This is a genomic window from Steroidobacter flavus, assembly GCF_042651805.1.
GTDB lineage: Bacteria > Pseudomonadota > Gammaproteobacteria > Steroidobacterales > Steroidobacteraceae > Steroidobacter > Steroidobacter flavus.
Genome location: NZ_JBHSDU010000015.1, coordinates 1,531,455 through 1,550,939 on the forward strand (window position 1 = coordinate 1,531,455; position 19,485 = coordinate 1,550,939).

The following is a 19,485-nucleotide window of genomic DNA, read 5'->3' on the forward strand; positions in this document are numbered from 1 at the left end:
TCATGAAAGCTCCTGCGTGAGCGCCGGTGCCACTCGGTCATCCACGTGTTCAATGAATCGATCCAGCCTGGCGCTCCACGTCTGCGACACTCGCTCGATCGTCGAGCGTCGATACAAAGCGCTCGCGAACACCCACGATGCGGTCAGCCGTCCGCGCCGAAGGCTTGCGAACACCGCCACATCGAACTTGGAGCGGGCCACCGGCTGCGGATCGCCTTCGATCTTGAGCCCTGGGATCTCGAAGCGCACCGGCGGCGTGTTCTGGAGCACGAACAAGGTTTGCAGCAGTGGATTGCGGCCGCGTTGCCGGGGAATGCCGGCCAACTCGACGATCTGGTCGAACGGCACGTCCTGATGCTCGAACGCATCCATTGTCATGCCGTGCACGGCTGCGATCAGCTCGACCGTCGTCAGCGCTCCCGCACGGCGCGAGCGCAGGGGCACCACATTGACGAAGAACCCCAACGTTTGCTGAGTCTGGGGATGGGTTCTGCCGGCCACGTCGGTACCGACGATGATATCGTCGCTATCGCAGACCTCATGCAGCGTTGCGAAGTAAGCTGACAAGAGCACGACAAAGAGCGAGGTCTCGCACTGTCGTGCCAGGAGCTGCAGTTTTCGCAGATGCGCGGCCGATAGTTCCACACGCACGACGTCCGCTTCTCGCGATACGACACCGGAGGCCGAAACGTCGTGAGGTATCGTCGATCGCTGCGGCGCTTTGGCCAACTGCATGCGCCAGAATTTTCGGCTCCGCAGGCCGGCTTCGCTTTCGAGGTAACTCTCGTGCCAGGCGGCGTAATCCGCATACTGGAAACTGGCGGACGGCAGTTGCACTGCCTCGCCTGTTTGCAGCGAGCGATACAGCGTGACGAACTCATTGATCAGCACACCGCGCGACCAGCCATCGAAGGCGATGTGATGAATCACGAAGTTCAGGACGAAGCGTTGCTCGCCTAACGCTACGACACTCGCGCGGAAAATCGGTGCGACTGTGAGATCGAACGGCTGTCGGGCTGCACTGTCACATAGCGCTTGCAGCTGTCGTTGCTGTTCCGCTGGGTGCAGGGCGGTGAGATCGGCGACGGGAATTGTTAATGGCGGCACCTCGCCGATGGACATCATCGGCTCACCGTCGTCCGTTTCCTGGTATGTCGCACGCAGAATCTCGTGCCGGTTCGTCAATGTCTGCAAGACGCGCTTGAGAATGTCGAGTTCCAGAGCGCCTGTGATGTTGAGTCGAGTCGCAATGTTATAAGCCGCCCGCTCCTGCTCATCTTCAGCCAGCCGATCGACGAGCCACAGGCGCCGCTGCATGGAAGACAGTGCGACGGGGCCGGTTCGCTGCGCTCTGGCAGGTGTCGCTTCAGCGTGACCTGCCTTCTCGATCCATTCGCGAACCCGACTCGCGAACCCCGCGAGTGTCGGGTGCTCGAAGATGGTCCTTACTGGCAGCCGCATCGGCTGTTGTAGTTGCAGCCGCTGGCTGATGCGTGCCATCACTTGCAACGTCAGGATGGAATCGCCACCGAGCTCGAAGAAGTTGTCGTGCCGACTGATGCGATCCTGCTTCAACACCTCGCGCCAGATCTCCGCTAGCGTAGTTTCAACCGCGCCTTTCGGCGCTTCATAACGCGCGGTCGTTGATTCGCCGGGCGCCGGCAGCGCCTTGCGATCCAATTTGCCGTTGCCGGTCAGCGGCAACGCGTCCAGCGGCACGATCGCTGCCGGCACCATGTAGTCCGGCAGTTGCTTCGCGAGCGCCGCTCGCAGCGCCGCGATATCGAGCGATGACGCCGTCGCGGGCTCGGATGAACTCGATGGCGATGACTCGGCAGCGTGCTCTGACGACGATGTCGATTGCGACGATGCCGCGGCGTGCTCGGACGACAATATCGATGGCGATGACTCCGCGCCGCGCTCAAGCGACAGTGTCGATGGCGATGACTGCGCGGCGCGCTCAGACGACAGTGTCGATGGCGATGACTCCGTGGCACGCTCGGACGACAGTGTCAATGGCGATGACTGCGCGGCGGGCTCGGACGGCGATGTCGATGGCGATGACTCCGTGGCGCGCTCGGACGGCGATGTCGATTGCAATGACCGCGCTCCATGCTCGAACGACGACGTCGATTGCAATGACCGCGCTCCATGCTCGAACGACGACGTCGATTGCAATGACTGCGCTCCGTGCTCGGGCACCGATATCGATTGAATTGACTCCGCCGCCTGCTTGGAGGGCACTATCCGTTGCCCTGCTGCTGTCGATGCGGCGTTTGCAACGACATAGGCCACCAGCTGCGTATGCCCTTGCTCGTCGCGCGCGATAACAACGGCCTCACGCACACCGGGCTGAGACTTCAGGACACTCGCGATCTCCTGCAGCTCCACGCGATAGCCGCGCACTTTGACTTGCTCATCGGTGCGGCCCAGGAACTCCACTGCACCATCGCTCAACCACTTCACTCGGTCGCCGGTACGATACAAACGCTCGCCTGCGTTGAACGGGCTTGCGATGAACCGCTCTGCCGTCAACCCGCCGCGGTGCTCATAGCCGCGTGCGAGCCCTGCGCCGCCTAGGTACAGTTCGCCGGCCACACCGGCGGGCACCCGATTCAACGCCGCATCGAGGATGTAACCTTCGATGTTCGGCAACGGTGTGCCGATCGGCAGCGTGCCTGCACTACGCAGAGCCTGGGCTGCGGGCTGCGTCAGCACACCGACCGTCGTCTCGGTCGGGCCGTAGTGATTGATCACGCGACAGCCTGGCTTCAGCGTCTGCAGCTGTGACAACAATGACCACGGCGTCGCCTCGCCGCCCAGAATCAAGCTATGCGCCGGGATCACGTGCGAGGGTTCAGCTGCACTGAGCAGTGCTTGCAGATGACTCGGCACGATCTTCAGCACCTGCACTTGATGACGTTGCAGATACTCCCCGAAGCGATCCGGATCGAACGCGCATTCCGCCCCGATCAAATGCAAGGTGCGTCCCGAGCACAGCGCACCGAACAGCACGGTATGACCCAGATCCGCCGCCACGGTAGACACCATCGCGAGCCGTTGCACCTCCGCCGGCCACGCGACACGATCGAGCAGCCCTTGCACGTAGTTCGCGAGCGAGCCGTGCGTGACGACCACGCCTTTGGGTTGACCGGTCGAGCCGGAGGTATAGATGAGATAAGCCGCCTGCCCAGGATGCGGAGTGCGCCAAAGCCCGGGCTCGAGCGGAGCTGCCACAGCCCGTTTTGAGTCCGTATGCTGAGATACGGCGGGTGCATCTTCTGACTCCGCATGCAGAGACACCGCGGGCACGGCTTTGGATTCGGCATGCATCGGCACCCGGAGCGCATCTTCTGGCTTCGCATGCAGCGCCACCATGGGTGCATCTTCTGACTCGGCATGCAGAGACACCGCGGGCACGGCTTTGGATTCGGCATGCATCGGCGCCCGGAGCGCATCTTCTGGCTTCGCATGCAGCGGCACCATGGGTGCATCTTCTGACTCCGCATGCAGAGATACCGCCGGCGCATCTTCTGGCTCGGTATGCAGAGATACCGCCGGCGCATCTTCTGGCTCGGTATGCAGAGATACCGCCGGCGCATCTTCTGACTCCGCCGACAGAGACACCACAGGCACCTCACCTGCCCACGACACCTCCGCCACGCTCAACAACACTCTCGCCCCGCTATCCCGCAACTGATACGACAATCTCTCCGCCGGCAGCGCCGGATCGAGTGGCACATACGCCCCGCCCGCCTTCCACACCGCCAACACCCCAATCACAAACTCGAGCGACCGCTCGGCATGCACTCCGACGCGCACTTCCGGTCCGACACCCAAAGCACGCAGCTGATGCGCCACGCGATCCGATATCGCATCGAGCGCAGCGAAGGTCAGACTCCGCTCACCCGCCTGAAGCGCAATTTTCGTGGCCTCACGAACCGACACTTGAGACCACAGCGACAACACATCCGACGCCGCGAATCTCACCTCCTCCCCGCGCAACGCCGGCGTCTGCGCCGACAGCTGCAACTCTCCCAATCTCAGCGCCGGCTCACGCAACGTCTGCTCGGCCAGCGCCACCAACAACTCTTGCAACTGACGTGCAATCGACTGAACTGCCTCGACGCTCACCTGCGCAGCGTCGTGCAGATACTCGATGCTGAGCGCCTGCCTCCCGTCCAGATGCGGCCGAACCGTCAGCGGATAGTGATTGCCATTGTCGAACTGCACCTGCTCGAAGCGCAGAGAAGCATCGTCCGACTGCCGCAGCGCCTGATCGACCGGATAGTTTTGAAACACCAGCAAGGTATCGAACAACGCCTGTCCGAGCGCGGCCCAACGTTGAATGTCACGCAGCGGCGCGTGCTCATGTTCTCGAGACGCAAGATTCTGCGCCTGCAACTCACGCAACCACTCGCCCACCCGCAGCTCCGGATGCGTCGGCACGACGACAGGAAACGTATTGATGAACAAACCGACCAGCCGCTCGACGCCGGCCAGCTCCGCCGGTCTACCCGACGTGGTCGCGCCGAATGTCACATACATTCGCTGCGTATAGCGGCTCAATAGAATCGCCCAGGCCCCCTGCACGACCGTGTTCAACGTGACTCGCTCCCGGCGCGCAAGCTCGAGCAATCGCCGGGTGTCCGCCGCATCGAGCCGCTGCATATAAGCGGCGTAGCCCTGCGATATCGAGCGGGTCGGCAACGCATCGACCAGTCGCGTCGGCTCCTCAAGGACCTTCACCCGACTGCTCCAGTAATCCCGCGTCGCTTGCCAGTCGCGCGTCTGCAGCCAGCCGAAATAGTCTCGATATCGAGTGCGCAGCGGCGGCAAAGTCCGTCCATGATAGTCATGCAACACTTCGCCGATCAGTTGCGCCGTGCTCCAGCCGTCGAGCAATAGATGATGTCGGGTCCAGATGAAGTGATAACGTCGCGGACCAATCCGCAATAACAACAACCGCATCAACGGAGCGCGTGCAAAGTCGAACGCCGTCGCACGTTCCTGGCGCGCCCGCGCGTCCACATCGGCGAGCAGGCAATCCTCCACAACAAACGGCAGCATCGCATTCCGACTCACCCACTGCAGCGGCTTCTCCCGCTCATGCAGGAACCCGGTGCGCAGGATCTCGTGACGTTCCATCGCGGTCTGCCACGCCGCGCGGAAGCGCGCCACATCTAAGCCATCGATATCGACACGCAATTGATTGATATAAGCGCTGTGCTGTGGATCCTTCAGGCTATGAAACAACAATCCCTGTTGCAGTCCAGTCAGGGGATACAGATCGTCGATGAATCGGGCGGGCACCGGCAGCGCATCCAATTCTTGCTGACTCAGCTGCGCCAGCAGGACGTCGGAGGGCGTCAACCCCATCGCTCCACTCGTGCAATGATCGATGAGGCTTTCCAGCTCCGTGCGCAACAGATCGACCCATGCGCGCACCGATGCCTGCCGCCACCGTCGCTCGCTGTAGTACACGTTAAGTCGCAGCTGACCGTCGTAGATACGACCGTTGATAGCGAACTCATGCGCACGCGGCGAGCGGGCATCCATCGTTGCCCCGGGCGACTCCGCCGCGGGCAGCCACGCGTTCGTATCGTCGAAACTGCCGTCGAACTGGCCGAGATAATTGAATACCACCTGGGCCGCCGGCATCGCCACTAACGCCTGGCGCTGCTCGGGCGAACCGAAATATTTCAACGCGCCGTAACCGATCCCCTTGTCGGGGACGGCTCGCAACGTCTCCTTCACCCGCTTCAACGCGGCTCCTGGCTCACCCTGCCAATCGAGCAACACCGGATGCAAAGTCGTGAACCAGCCCACCGTCCGAGATAGATTGATTCCCTCGAACAAATCTTCACGACCATGACCTTCGAGATCGATCGTCAACCGCGACGCCCCGCTCCATTGACCTAGAGCACGCGCCAGCGCGGTGAGTAATACATCATTGATCTGCGTTCGATAGGCAGCCGGCACCGCCGACAGCAACGCCTGCGTCCGCTCGCGATCCAGTTGCACCGTCAGGCACGCCTGATCGGCCGCCGTATTGCGGCCTTGGGGCTCATCGCACACGAGCGGCGTCGATGCGCCAGGGTCCTGACACCAGAACGTCAACTGATCCGCATGATCGACGGCGTAACGCTGCAGCTCGCGCGTCCATTGTTGATAACTGGCGGTCTTCGCAGGCAACGCGACCGCTTGATTCGATCGCAGCTGTCGATACGCACGCTGCAGGTCCTCGAGCAGGATGCGCCAGGAAACGCCATCGACCACCAGATGATGAACGACGAGCAGCAGCCGCTCGCTCCCGTCCTTCATAGTGATAACGACCGCGCGCAACAGCGGAGCCACACTCAGCGCCAGACTTCGTTGCGCCTCAGCGCAGACACGCTCAACGTCGCTGGTATCGGCGGCCTCTCGAAACCAGGCCAGCTCATCGCAGGCGACGTGCTCTGTGTACGCTTGCCGCCAGACGCCCGCCTCATCCTGAGAAAAGCACAGTCTCAGGCTGTCGTGGTGCTGAACCACGGCCGCGAGCGCCGTCGCGAGTGCGGGCCGGTCGATGAGCTCGCGAGGGCTCAGCAATACCGCTTGATTCCAGTGATGCCGAGCCGGAATGTCGCGCTCGAAGAACCAGGCCTGAATGGGCAACAGCGGCACCGCGCCCACCGGCGTTGATTCTGACGCCTCGTTCCCCAACCCGATCCGCTCGATGACCGTCACCAACTGGGCTGGCGTCTGGTGCTCGAACAACTGCTTCGGCGTCATGCTCCATCCGGCAGCTCGCGCACGCGCCACGATCTGCAAACTGAGAATGGAATCGCCGCCCAGCTCGAAGAAGTTGTCGTGCCGACCGATGCGCTCCAGGCCAAGCACGTCCGCCCAGATCGAGATCAGCTGAGTCTCGACTTCACCGCGCGGTGGCTCGTAGTTACCGGTGCTCGCGTACTCAGGCGCCGGCAGTGCGTGGCGATCCAGCTTGCCGTGCGCCGTCAAGGGCAACCGGTCGAGCACCATCAAGCGCGCAGGCACCATGTAGCCGGGCAGCGTTTCTAGCAACCGCTCTCGCAATCGAGTTCCCAACTGCTGAAGAAACGAGGCACGCACGGGATCGCTCGCCCACGAACGCCATTGCGCCGGAAGCTCGCCCGGGGTCACTGATGTTTCATGAGTGCGGAGCGCATCGCGGGTCGTGAACTCAACGTCGAAGGCACCATCGCTGCGATCCGGCGTCCATGAGATTTTCACGTAATAACCGTGAGCGTCCCCGAGCGCCCACACATCCTCTGGATCGATCCCGCTCGGCGCGGCACGCGACAGCTGCGCCAGCAGCTCACCGACGGTAGTACGAGGATCGCTCGCCTGTACTAGACGATAGGCCGCGAGATCACGCGACAGCCGCAGATTGGGCACGGACGGTAACGCCAACGAATCGGGGCGCCGCGCTTTCAAGTACTGAGCAAGCTGTTCGAGCAAGTCGCTGTGATTTTCATCCAGCACCGCGGGCGCGGGCTCCACGTGACTGCGACCTTGAAGCACCACATCGTATCGATAGTTCGTGAGCTCATTGTCGGCCCGCCCACGCTTCAACAGAATCTCGACCCCGTCCATTCCCAGCGCACGCGCCCCCGCGTGAAAGAATGCCGGATCGAGCACCAGTTCCTTATCGTGCGCAACCGCCCGATCGATACGACTGTGCAGCTGACGGACGGTCGTTTGTGCCGAGGCCTTGGCCAACTGCACCGACGTATGAAACATCGGTCGATGCGCGAGATGTCGCAAGTCACCGATGAACAATCGACCGTTCCGCGTCACAGCTCGAGCCGCGCCACGAAGCACATCGAGCAGATAGTCCGCATCGGGCAGATACTGCGCGACCGAATTCAGCACTACCGTGTCGAACCCACCGGTCTCGATCCCGTCGAAGTCGCGGCCTTCCGCCTGCCGCACTTGAACGTGAGCGAGCGACGGCTGTAGAGCGATCCACGCCCGCAAATCCATGACCGCTCGGGCCGAGAGATCGGTGCCGACATAGGTCGGCACGCGGGGCGCCAACTGCTGAACGATCAGACCGACACCGCAGCCGATCTCCAGCACGCGTTGTGGATCGAGCGACAGGATCCGATCCACGGTTCGATCCAGCCATTCCCGCATCTGATCCTCGGGGATGGGCCGGTCGGTATAGCTGCTGTTCCAACCGCGAAAGCTCGGCGCGATCGCTTCGCCTGCGTAGGTCTCATCGAACACGGACTGCCATTGCGACACCAATTCGTCAGGCTGCGTCTGACCAGTGGCCGCGCTCGGGACGACGTAGGCGAGCAAACGTTTGTCGCCCTCGTGATCCTGGACCAACACCGCGGCCTCGCCCACTTCAGGCATCGCGAGCAGCTGCGCTTCGATCTCGCCCACTTCGACCCGAAAGCCGCGAACTTTCACCTGGTGGTCGTTACGCCCCAAGTATTCGAGCTGTCCATCGTTGGCCCGGCGCACACGGTCGCCGGTACGATACAAACGTTCGCCGTTTGCCGAAGCCGGATCGGCGATGAAACGTTCTGAAGTCAGGCCCGCACGATGCAAATAGCCCCGCGCGAGTCCGTCGCCCGCGACATACAGCTCGCCCGCCATTCCCTTCGGCACGGGATTGAGGTCGGCATCCAGCACGCGCAATCCCAGGTCCGGGATGGGCTCACCGATGGGACTGCGCGGCGCTGGCAGGTCTTGCAACGTGATCGGTCGATAGGTCACGTGGACCGTGGTCTCGGTGATTCCATACATATTGACGAGGCGTGTTGGCCGATCGCCAAATCGCTCGAGCCACGGTCGCAGGCTCCGCGGATCGAGCGCTTCGCCCCCAAAGATCACCAGCCGTAGCGACAGCGCGGACGAATACAGTGCGGGCACCTGAAGCAATTGCTTGAAGGCCGAAGGCGTCTGATTCAACACCGTCACGCGCTGCTGTTCGAGTAGCGCGAGAAAATCCGCCGGCGAGCGGCTTACCTCGAATGGCACCCCGACCAGACGGCCGCCATAGCAAAGGGCACCGAACATTTCCCACACCGAGAAATCGAAGGCGTAGGAATGAAACAACGTCCAGACATCGTGCTCATCGAACTGAAACCACGCCTGCGTCGCATGCAACAGCCGTGCGACGTTGCGATGAGTGAGCTGGGCGCCCTTGGGCCGGCCCGTCGATCCCGAGGTATAGATGATGTACGCCAGCTGATCGGCATGGATGTGAACTGCGGGATTGTCCTCGGGCTCGTCCGTCAGATCGAGCGTATCGAGATGGAGTGTCGCGACCGTGCCGCTCTCGATCCGTCCAGCCGATTGCGTGAGCAGCAGCTCGATGCCGCTGTCTGTCATGAGATAGTTCAGCCGCTCGAGCGGATACGCCGGATCCATCGGCACGTACGCGCCGCCGGCTTTGAGAATACCGAGCAGTCCGACGATCATCTCCGGCGAGCGCTCGACGGCAATGCCCACGCGCGTTTCGGGCTTCACGCCCAGCGCGATCAGTCGATGCGCCAGCCGATTCGCACGCCGGTTGAGCTCACCGTAGCTGAGTTCGCAGTCGTTGAAACAAAATGCGACGGCCCGCGGGCGACGCGCGGCCTGTGCTTCGATCATTCGATGCACCGGCAGCGGCACCGGAAAGTGTTGCTGCACGTCCCATGCGCGCAGCTGGTCGCGCTCCGCCGCGTCGAGCAGCACGATGTCGCCGACTCGCTGTTGTGGTTCGCTGGCGAACGCCCGCAGCACCGAGAGATAGTGGCGACCAAGCCGCTCGATCGTGTCCGCGTCGAACAAATCGGCGGCATAGGAGAAGCGCACGCTCACGCGCCCGTCCGCATGCTCGACCGAGTTGACCCACAGCTCGAACAACGCCTGCTGCTCGCCCAGCGGCTCTCGTTCCAGCGTCAGCCCCGGCAGCTCGGCGAGCTGTCGATAGTCCTTGCGCTGATGATCCATGAGGATTTGAAACAGCGGCTGATGGCCTTGCTCGCGACGTGGCTGCAACGCTTCTACCAGTTGCTCGAACGGCAAATCCTGATGCGCCTGAGCTTCGAGCACGGCACTGCGCACCTGTTCGAGCAGGTCCGTCAACTTCATGCGTCCGTCGATCTGGGCTCGCAGCACCTGAGTGTTGACGAAGAAGCCGACGATACGCTGCGTCTCCGGTCGGTGACGATTGGCGTTGGTCATGCCGACGCGGACATCGCTCTGGCCGGTGTATCGATGTAACAGCGTTTGCAATCCCGCCAGCAGTACGGTGAACAATGTGGCGCGCTGCTGGCGTGCTCGTTGTTGCAACTCGTGCACGAGCGAAACTGGCAGATCGAACGCGTGTTGTGCCGCCCGATAACTTGGCTGCGAAGGACGAGGACGATCCGTTGGCAGCTGCAGAACCGGATGCTCCTCGCCGAGGCGGGTCCGCCAGTACGCCAATTGCCGATCCCGCTCACCCGCTTCCAGCCAATTGCGTTGCCAGGTCGCGAAGTCCGCATATTGAATTGGCAGTGGTGGCAGCTCGGGCATCGTGCCCGCGACGTGCGCCCGATACAGCTGCACGAATTCATCGACGATGAGCTGCATCGACCAGCCATCGGAGACGATGTGATGCATGACCACGAGTAACAGATGATCTGTCGCGGACAGCTCGAACAACACGACACGAAACAACGGCCCGGTCGTAAGATCGAACGGGGCCGAGGCGATTCGTTGCGCCTGTTCCCTTGCGTGCGCCTCGCTCAAGGCGAACCTTGCAACTTGCAGCGTCGATGTTGGTGAGATCAGTTGTTCCGTCGTCCCGTTGGTCGCTACACGAAAGGTGGTTCGCAGCGCTTCGTGCCGCTCCGATAACTCGGTGAACGCCGAGCAGAGTGCGTTCACATCCAGCGTTCCCTGCAGACGTAGCAACCTCGTCATGTGATAAGCCGTGCTGCTTCGATCCACCTGCCACAGGAACCATTGACGCGCCTGGGCATACGACATCGGCACGCTCGCGGCCCGCGGGGTCGCGACGATGGGAATCTCCGCGAAGTCGAAGTCGTTCGCCTGCAGCTTCGCCAGGAAGCCGCGCCGGGCCTCGGGCGTCAGGGCAGCGAAGCGTTGGGCGATGGCGTGTCCTTGGTCATTCAGCATGGCCGCTCACCTCGAACTCATCCATCAACTGCGCGATCGCCGCGATTCTCGTATCGCCTCCGCGCTCGACGCCTCCCTTCATCGCTGCCGCGAGCTCATGCAATGTTTGATGTTGGAACAGCAGTTTCGGTGCCACGACGAGGGAGCGGCGGCGTGCACGAGCAATGAATTGCAACGAGAGGATGGAATCGCCGCCGAGCTCGAAGAAGTTGTCATGGCGGCTGATGCGGTCCTGCTTCAACACCTCGCGCCAGATTTCGGCGAGTGTGGTTTCAATCGCGCCTTGCGGCGTTTCGTAATGCGCGGTCGTTGATTCACCCGGCGCCGGCAATGCTTTTCGATCCAGCTTGCCGTTGCCCGTCAGCGGCAACGCGTCCAGCGGCACGATCGCTGCCGGCACCATGTAGTCCGGCAGTTGTTTCGCGAGCGCCGCTCGCAGCGCTACGATATCGAGCGCTGACGCTGTCGCGGGCTCGGATGAACTCGATGGCGATGACTCGGCAGCGTGCTTTGACGACGATGTCGATTGCGATGCCGCCGCGGCGTGCTCGGACGACAATATCGATGGCGATGACTGCGCGGCGCGCTCAGACGACAGTGTCAATGGCGATGACTGCGCTCCGTGCTCGAACGACGACGTCGATTGCAATGACTGCGCTCCGTGCTCGGGCGACGACGTCGATTGCAATGACTGCGCTCCGTGCTCGGGCAACGATATCGATTGAATTGACTCCGCCGCCTGCTTGGAAGGCACTATCCGTTGCCCTGCTGCTGTCGATGGGGCGTTTGCAACGACATAGGCCACCAGCTGCGTATGCCCTTGCTCGTCGCGCGCGATAACAACGGCCTCACCCACACCGGGCTGTGACTTCAGGACACTCGCGATCTCCTGCAGCTCCACTCGGTAGCCGCGTACCTTGACCTGCTCATCGGTGCGGCCCAGGAACTCCACTGCACCATCGCTCAACCACTTCACTCGATCGCCGGTACGATACAAACGCTCGCCTGCGTTGAACGGGCTCGCGATGAACCGCTCTGCCGTCAAACCACCGCGGTGCTCATAGCTGCGTGCGAGCCCTGCGCCTAGGTACAGTTCGCCGGCCACACCGGCGGGCACTCGATTCAAGGCCGCATCGAGGATGTAACCTTCGATGTTCGGCAACGGTGTGCCGATCGGCAGCGTGCCTGCACTACGCAGGGCCTGGGCTGCGGGCTGCGTCAGCACACCGACCGTCGTTTCTGTCGGACCGTAGTGATTGATCACGCGACAGCCTGGCTTCAGCGTCTGCAGCTGTGACAACAACGACCACGGCGTCGCCTCGCCGCCCAAAATCAAGCTATGCGCTGGGATCACATGCGAAGGCTCAGACGCACTGAGCAGTGCTTGCAGATGACTCGGCACGATCTTCAGCACCTGCACTTGATGACGTTGCAGATACTCCCCGAAGCGATCCGGATCGAACGCGCGCTCCGCCCCGATCAAATGCAAGGTGCGACCCGAGCACAGGGCACCGAACAGCACGGTATGACCCAGATCCGCCGCCACGGTGGACACCATGGCGAGCCGTTGCACCTCCGCCGGCCACGCCACGCGATCGAGTAGCCCTTGCACATAGTTCGCGAGCGAGCCGTGCGTGACGACCACGCCTTTGGGTTGACCGGTCGAGCCGGAGGTATAGATGAGATAGGCCGCCTGCGAAGGATGCGGCGTGCGCCAGAGCTCAGGCTCGAGCGGAGCCGCCAAAGCCCGTTTTGAGTCCGTATGCTGAGATACGGCGGGCGCATCTTCTGACTCGGCATCCAGAGACACCGCGGGCACGGCTTTTGATTCGGCATGCAGCGGCACCCGGAGCGCATCTTCTGGCTTCGCATCCAGCGGCACCATGGGTGCATTCTCTGGCTCGGTATGCAGAGATACCGCCGGCGCATCTTCTGACTCCGCCGACAGCAACACCACAGGCACCTTACCTGCCCACGACACATCCGCCACGCTCAACAGCACTCTCGCCCCGCTGTCCCTCAGCTGATACGACAATCTCTCCGCCGGCAGTGCCGGATCGAGCGGCACATACGCCCCGCCCGCCTTCCACACCGCCAACACCCCAATCACAAACTCGAGCGACCGCTCGGCATGCACGCCAACGCGCACCTCCGGCCCGACACCTAAGTCACACAACCGACGCGCAAAGCGATTCGACATCGCATCGAGCGCAGCGAAGGTCAGACTCCGCTCACCCGCCTGAAGCGCAATTTTCGTGGCCTCCCGCACCGACACTCGAGACCACAGGGATAACACATCCGATGCCGCGAATCTCACCTCCTCCCCACGCAACGTCGGTGTCTGCGCCGACAACTGCAACTCTCCCAATCGCAGCGCCGGCGAGCTCACGGTCTGCTCGGCCAGCGCCGTCAGCGCCTCCTGCAATTGACGACCGATCGACTCCACCGTTTCCGCGTCGACCCGAGCAGAGTCATACAAATGGCCAAGCTGCAGCTGTGCCTCAGATTCCTGGATCAGCTGCACACGCACCGTCAACGGATAGTGATTGCCCGTTTCCGAGCGTAAGTTAGAAAATCTCAGCTGCTGCCCATCGAGCAACCGCAACGCCTCGTCGACCGGATAGTTCTCGAACACCAGCAACGTATCGAACAACCCACCGCTAACGCCGGCCCACCGTTGAATCTCGAACAAAGGCGTGTGCTCATGCTCCCGAGCGGCGATACTCCGTGCCTGCAGCTCACGCAGCCAGTCGCCGACCTCACATTCCTCACGCACCGTCGCAATCACCGGGATCGTGTTGATGAACAATCCCACCAGCTGCTCCACCCCAGGCAAATCCGCCGGCCGTCCCGCCGTGGTGGCGCCGAAAGTCACAGTCGCCTGATCGGTATGCCGGCTGAGTAACAACGCCCATGCCGCCTGCACGAGCGTATTAAGCGTGACCCGCTCGCGCCGGGCGAATGCAAGCAGACGACGTGTGCTCGCACTATCGAAACGCTGCACGAGCTGGTCATATCCCCGCCCTGCAACGGGCTTGGGTAACGCGTCGATCAGACGCGTCGGTTGTTCGAGGGACTGCAACTGAGACTGCCAGTACGCTCGCGCGGCTCGTTCATCACACCGCTGCAACCACTCGATGTAGTCGCGATAACGACCACGCACCGGCGGCAGGGATTGTTGCTGATAGATCTGCAAGACCTCCGCGAGCAGTTGCGCCGTGCTCCAGCCGTCGGTCATCAGATGATGATGCGTCCAGATGAAGTGATATCGCGACTCACCCGTGCGAACCAGCGCCAGCCGCATTAGCGGCGGCTCCGACAGTTCGAATGATTGTTGATGCGCCTGAGCGAGTGCGTCCAATGCACCGCTGACATCGGTGCTGTCGCGCAGATCCCGCTCGATGAACGTCAGCGACAGGCTGTGCGCCACCCATTGCAACGGCGGCTCCCGATCGTGCAGGAATCCCGTGCGCAACACCTCATGACGATCGACGACGCTCTGCCAGGCAGCCTTGAAGCGCGGCACGTCCAGGCCGTCGATGTCGACGCGCAGCTGATTGACGTAGGGTTGATCGTCGACCTCATGCAGACTGTGGAACAACAATCCCTGTTGCAACGCTGTCGCCGGATACAGATCAAGGACGCGGCTCGGCGCAATCGGAAGCGCATCGAGCTGCTGCTGCGTCAGTGACGTGAGCGGAAAATCCGAGGGCGTCAGCCCCTGCACGCCACTACTGCAATGATCAATCAGCGTGTTCAGCTGATCGGCGAATCGCTCGATGAGCTGGCGCGCGTCCTGCTCGTCGTGAAGCGCTCGGCTGTACGTCCATTGCACGGTCAGGCAACGCTCATGCACGCGCGCACCGACATCGAACCAGCATCGCCGATGACTCGTGCCCGCGCGCAACGAGCCGACGCTTTCGCCCGCCAGGCGCCAGAGCTTGCCATCGAGCGTCTGGTCGAATTGCCCCAGATAGTTGAACGACACGCGCGGGTACGATGTCTTCGCTAACGCCGCGCCGTGCGATGTGAGGTATCGCAGCACGCCATACTCGATTCCGTGATTCGGTACGCTGCGTAACTGTTCTTTGATGGTCTTGATCGACGTTCCGAGATCGTCGTGTGTCGTTAAGCGAACGGGATACAGCGAGGTGAACCAGCCGACGGTGCGGCTCAAATCGATGCCTTCCGCAAGCTCCTCGCGACCGTGACTCTCCAGTTCGATGCACACGCTGTCACGACCGCTCCATTCGCACAGCGTGCGGGTCAATGCCGTCAGCAGCAGATCGTCGATCCGTGTGCGATATGCTTTGGGCGCGAGGCTCAACAGCTGTTGGGTGCGGGTTTCATTCAACGTGATGCTGAGAGACGCCGCGTCGGCGACCAGATTCGCGGCGTTCTGATGTTTGCAGGGTAGCTCCAGCGCCTCGGGGTCGAGTGCTTGCATCCAGGTGTCGAGCTCGCTCGTGTCGGCCCGGTCGGCATACGATTGCAGCGTTTCCGACCAGCGTTTGAACGACGTGGTCCGTGCCGGCAGCTCGGCCACGCCGGTGGTAGCGAGTTGTTCGTAAATCGATTGCAGATCGCTCAACAGCACGCGCCACGACACGCCGTCGATCACCAGGTGATGCGCGATGAGCAGCAGCCGCCCGCCGTCACTCGACTCCACCCAGACAGCACGGAACAACTGTTGCCAATGCAGGCTGCGCTGCCACTGATCGGCGACGCGGGTGATGGCCTCCGCGTGGGCCTCACTCAGCGGCACGACTTGCAGAACATCCTCGGACGGGATTGCGCGATAGCACTGCTGCCAATGGCCATCGATCTGTTGAAAGGACAAGCGCAGCGCCCCGTGGTGTTCAAGCAATCGCCGTAGGGACTGACGCAAGAGATGAACATCGACCGGCGCCAGCGGCTCCAGCATGATCGCTTGGTTCCAATGCGTGGGCTCCGCGAAGCGCTGCTCAAAGAACCAGCGTTGCACGGGGGTCAGCCCGAAGGGCACGTCGACAGGCTCGATGTCTTCTGGTGGCGCCGCCTCTTCCAAGGACTCCGCCATCACGGCAATCGCCGCGACGGTTTGACGTTCCATGAGCAAGCGAGGGGATAGTTTCAAGCCCCGCTTTCGGGCACGTGCGACGATCTGCAATGTGAGAATTGAATCGCCGCCGAGCTCGAAGAAGTTGTCGTGCCGGCTGACCCGATCCTGATGTAACACCTCGCGCCAGATCTCGGCGAGCGTGGTTTCAATCGCGCCTTGCGGCGCCTCGTAGCGCGCGGTCGTTGGTTCACCAGGCGCCGGCAGCGCTTTCCGATCCAATTTGCCGTTACCAGTCAGCGGCAACGCGTTTAGAGGCACGATTGCCGCCGGCACCATGTAGTCCGGCAGTTGCTTCGCGAGCGCTGCTCGCAGCGCCACGACATCGAGCGATGACGCCGTCGCGAGCTCGGAAAGCGATGTTTCTATCGTCTCGGTGTTGGCGACGACATAAGCCACCAACTGCGTTGTTCCGTGCTCGTTGCGCGCGACAACAACGGCCTCACGCACGCCGGGCTGGGACTTCAGGACACTCGCAATCTCCTGCAGCTCCACCCGATAGCCGCGCACCTTGACCTGCTCGTCGGTGCGGCCCAGGAACTCTACGCTGCCATCGCTCAACCACTTCACTCGATCGCCGGTACGATACAACCGTTCGCCGGCGGTGAACGGGCTCGCAATGAACTGCTCCGCCGTCAAACCACCGCGGTGTTCATAGCCGCGCGCGAGGCCTGCGCCGCCTAGATACAACTCGCCGATCACACCGGCCGGCACTCGATTCAAGGCCGCATCGAGAATATAACTTTCGATGTTCGGCAACGGTGTGCCAATCGGCAGCGTGCCTGCACTACGCAGGGCCTGGGCTGCGGGCTGCGTCAGCACACCGACCGTCGTCTCCGTCGGGCCGTAGTGATTGATCACGCGACAGTCTGGCTTCAGCGTCTGCAGCTGTGACAACAATGACCACGGCGTCGCCTCGCCGCCCAGAATCAAGCTATGCGCCGGGATCACGTGCGAGGGTTCAGCTGCACTGAGCAGTGCTTGCAGATGACTCGGCACGATCTTCAGCACCTGCACTTGATGACGTTGCAGATACTCCCCGAAGCGATCCGGATCGAACGCGCATTCCGCCCCGATCAAATGCAAGGTGCGTCCCGAGCACAGCGCACCGAACAGCACGGTATGACCCAGATCCGCCGCCACGGTGGACACCATGGCGAGCCGTTGCACCTCCGCCGGCCACGCCACGCGATCGAGCAGCCCTTGCACGTAGTTCGCGAGCGAGCCGTGCGTGACGACCACGCCTTTGGGTTGACCGGTCGAGCCGGAGGTATAGATGAGATAAGCCGCCTGCGAAGGATGCGGAGTGCGCCAAAGCCCGGGCTCGAGCGGAGCTGCCACAGCCCGTTTTGAGTCCGTATGCTGAGATACGGCGGACGCATCTTCTGACTCGGCATGCAGAGACACCGCGGACACGGCTTTTGATTCGGCATGCAGCGGCACCCGGAGCGAATCTTCTGGCTTCGCATGCAGCGGCACCATGGGTGCATTCTCTGACTCGGTATGCAGAGATACCGCCGACGCATCTTCTGACTCCGCCGACAGAGACATCACTGGGATATCACCTGCCCACGGCGCCCCCGCCACGCTCAACAACACTCTCGCCCCGCTGTCCCGCAGCTGATACGACAGTCGCTCCGCCGGCAGCGCCGGATCGAGCGGCACATACGCTCCGCCCGCCTTCCACACCGCCAAGACACCGATCACAAATTCGAGCGAACGATCGGCGTGCACGCCGACACGCACCTCTGGGCCAACACCCAGCACACGCAATCGACGCGCCAAATCACTCGATCGCTGATCGAGCCGAGCAAACGTCAGTGTTTTATCGCGACAGACGACTGCGGCCGTGTTCGCACTCGTGACCGCATGACGAGCGATCAGCTCGGGAACCATATCCAACGGCAGTCGCGCAGGCTGACCGCCCCACTGCCGCAGCAACTCCAGTTCCTGATCGGCAAGCAACCGTATATCGTCCAGCGCCGTGGACGACTCCAGAGCGAACGATCGCAACACCTGCAAATAATGTTCGCTGAAGCGCTCCACCGTAGCGGCATCGAACAACTCGGCCGCGTAGGTCAGCAGTGCGCTCACGCTGCCATCGGGATGTTCGGTCGTGCTGAGGAGCAATTCGAACTTTGCCGCCTGCTCGCCGAACGCGCGGGTCTCCAGCGTCAACCCGGGCAAGCTCTGCAACCGGCGCCAGTCGCGGCGCTGATGATTCATCAGCACCTGAAACAAAGGCGATTGGCCGACGCTGCGTTCCGGCTGCAACGCCTCCACCAGTTGATCGAACGGCAGATCCTGATGCTCCTGCGCACCCGCCACCGTCACCCGCAACTGATCCAGCAGCTCCCGCAACGTCATCCGTTCGTCAATGCGACTGCGCAACACCTGAGCGTTGATGAAGAATCCAACCACGCCTTGCGTCTCCGCGCGATGTCGGTTGGCATTGTTGGTCCCGATACGAATGTCGCGCTGACCAGTATATCGATAGAGCAAGGCGTGAAAGCCGGCCAGTAACACCATGAACATCGTTGCACCGTGCTCGCGCGCGGTTCGTTGCAACTGACTGACGAGCTCAGCGGGCAGATCAAACGCGCGATAGGCCGCCGAGTAATTCCCCGAGCCCGTGCGCGGGCGATCGGTGGCCAGCAACAGCAGCGGATGTTCCTCACCCAGCTGCGCACGCCAATAAGAAAGTTGCCGTTCAGGCGCATCGGTTTCGAGCCACGCCCTCTGCCAGAGTGCATAGTCCGCATACTGAATCGGCAAGGGTTTCAGATTCGGCTCGCGGCGCTCGACACGTGCGCCATAGAGTTCGGCGAATTCATCCACGATGATCCCGACCGACCAGCCATCGGACACGATGTGATGCATCACCACCACGAGCACGTGCAACTCGGCCGACAGTTGGATCAGGTGAGCCCGAAACAGCGGCCCGACAGTCAGATCGAACGGAGTGCCGGACACCTCGGTGACGATGCGTTCTACCTGAGCATCGCGATCTGCTTCCGACAGTGCGCTCAAATCGGTGAACCCCATCGGCAACGCCGCTGGCGGCTGAATGCGCTGTTCCGCAACGCCCTCGGCGGATGTCACAAAGATCGTGCGCAGCGACTCATGTCGATGCACCAGCGTACGCAGCGCGTCCCACAAGGCCTCGACATCAAGCGTGCCGGCGAGGCGGATCGAACTGCCAGTGTGATACGCAGTGCTACGTTCATCGAGTCGCCACA

2 protein-coding genes (1 of these 2 cut by a window edge) are annotated in these 19,485 nt (G+C 62.2%); both read right to left on the reverse strand.

Features of this window, described 5'->3' with window-relative positions; genetic code table 11:
* Entirely contained in the window at window positions 1-11,148 is an 11,148-nt protein-coding gene (locus ACFPN2_RS34050; RefSeq protein ID WP_380605092.1) for an amino acid adenylation domain-containing protein, read from the reverse strand.
* Window positions 11,138-19,485, reverse strand: partial view of a non-ribosomal peptide synthase/polyketide synthase gene (locus ACFPN2_RS34055; protein WP_380605094.1) — the 3' portion only. Its footprint extends 10,954 nt past the window's final position; only the last 8,348 of its 19,302 coding nucleotides appear in the window; the start codon falls outside the window, past its right edge — the gene reads right to left on this strand; it ends in the stop codon at window positions 11,138-11,140. The genes ACFPN2_RS34050 and ACFPN2_RS34055 overlap by 11 nt, the downstream gene beginning before the upstream one ends.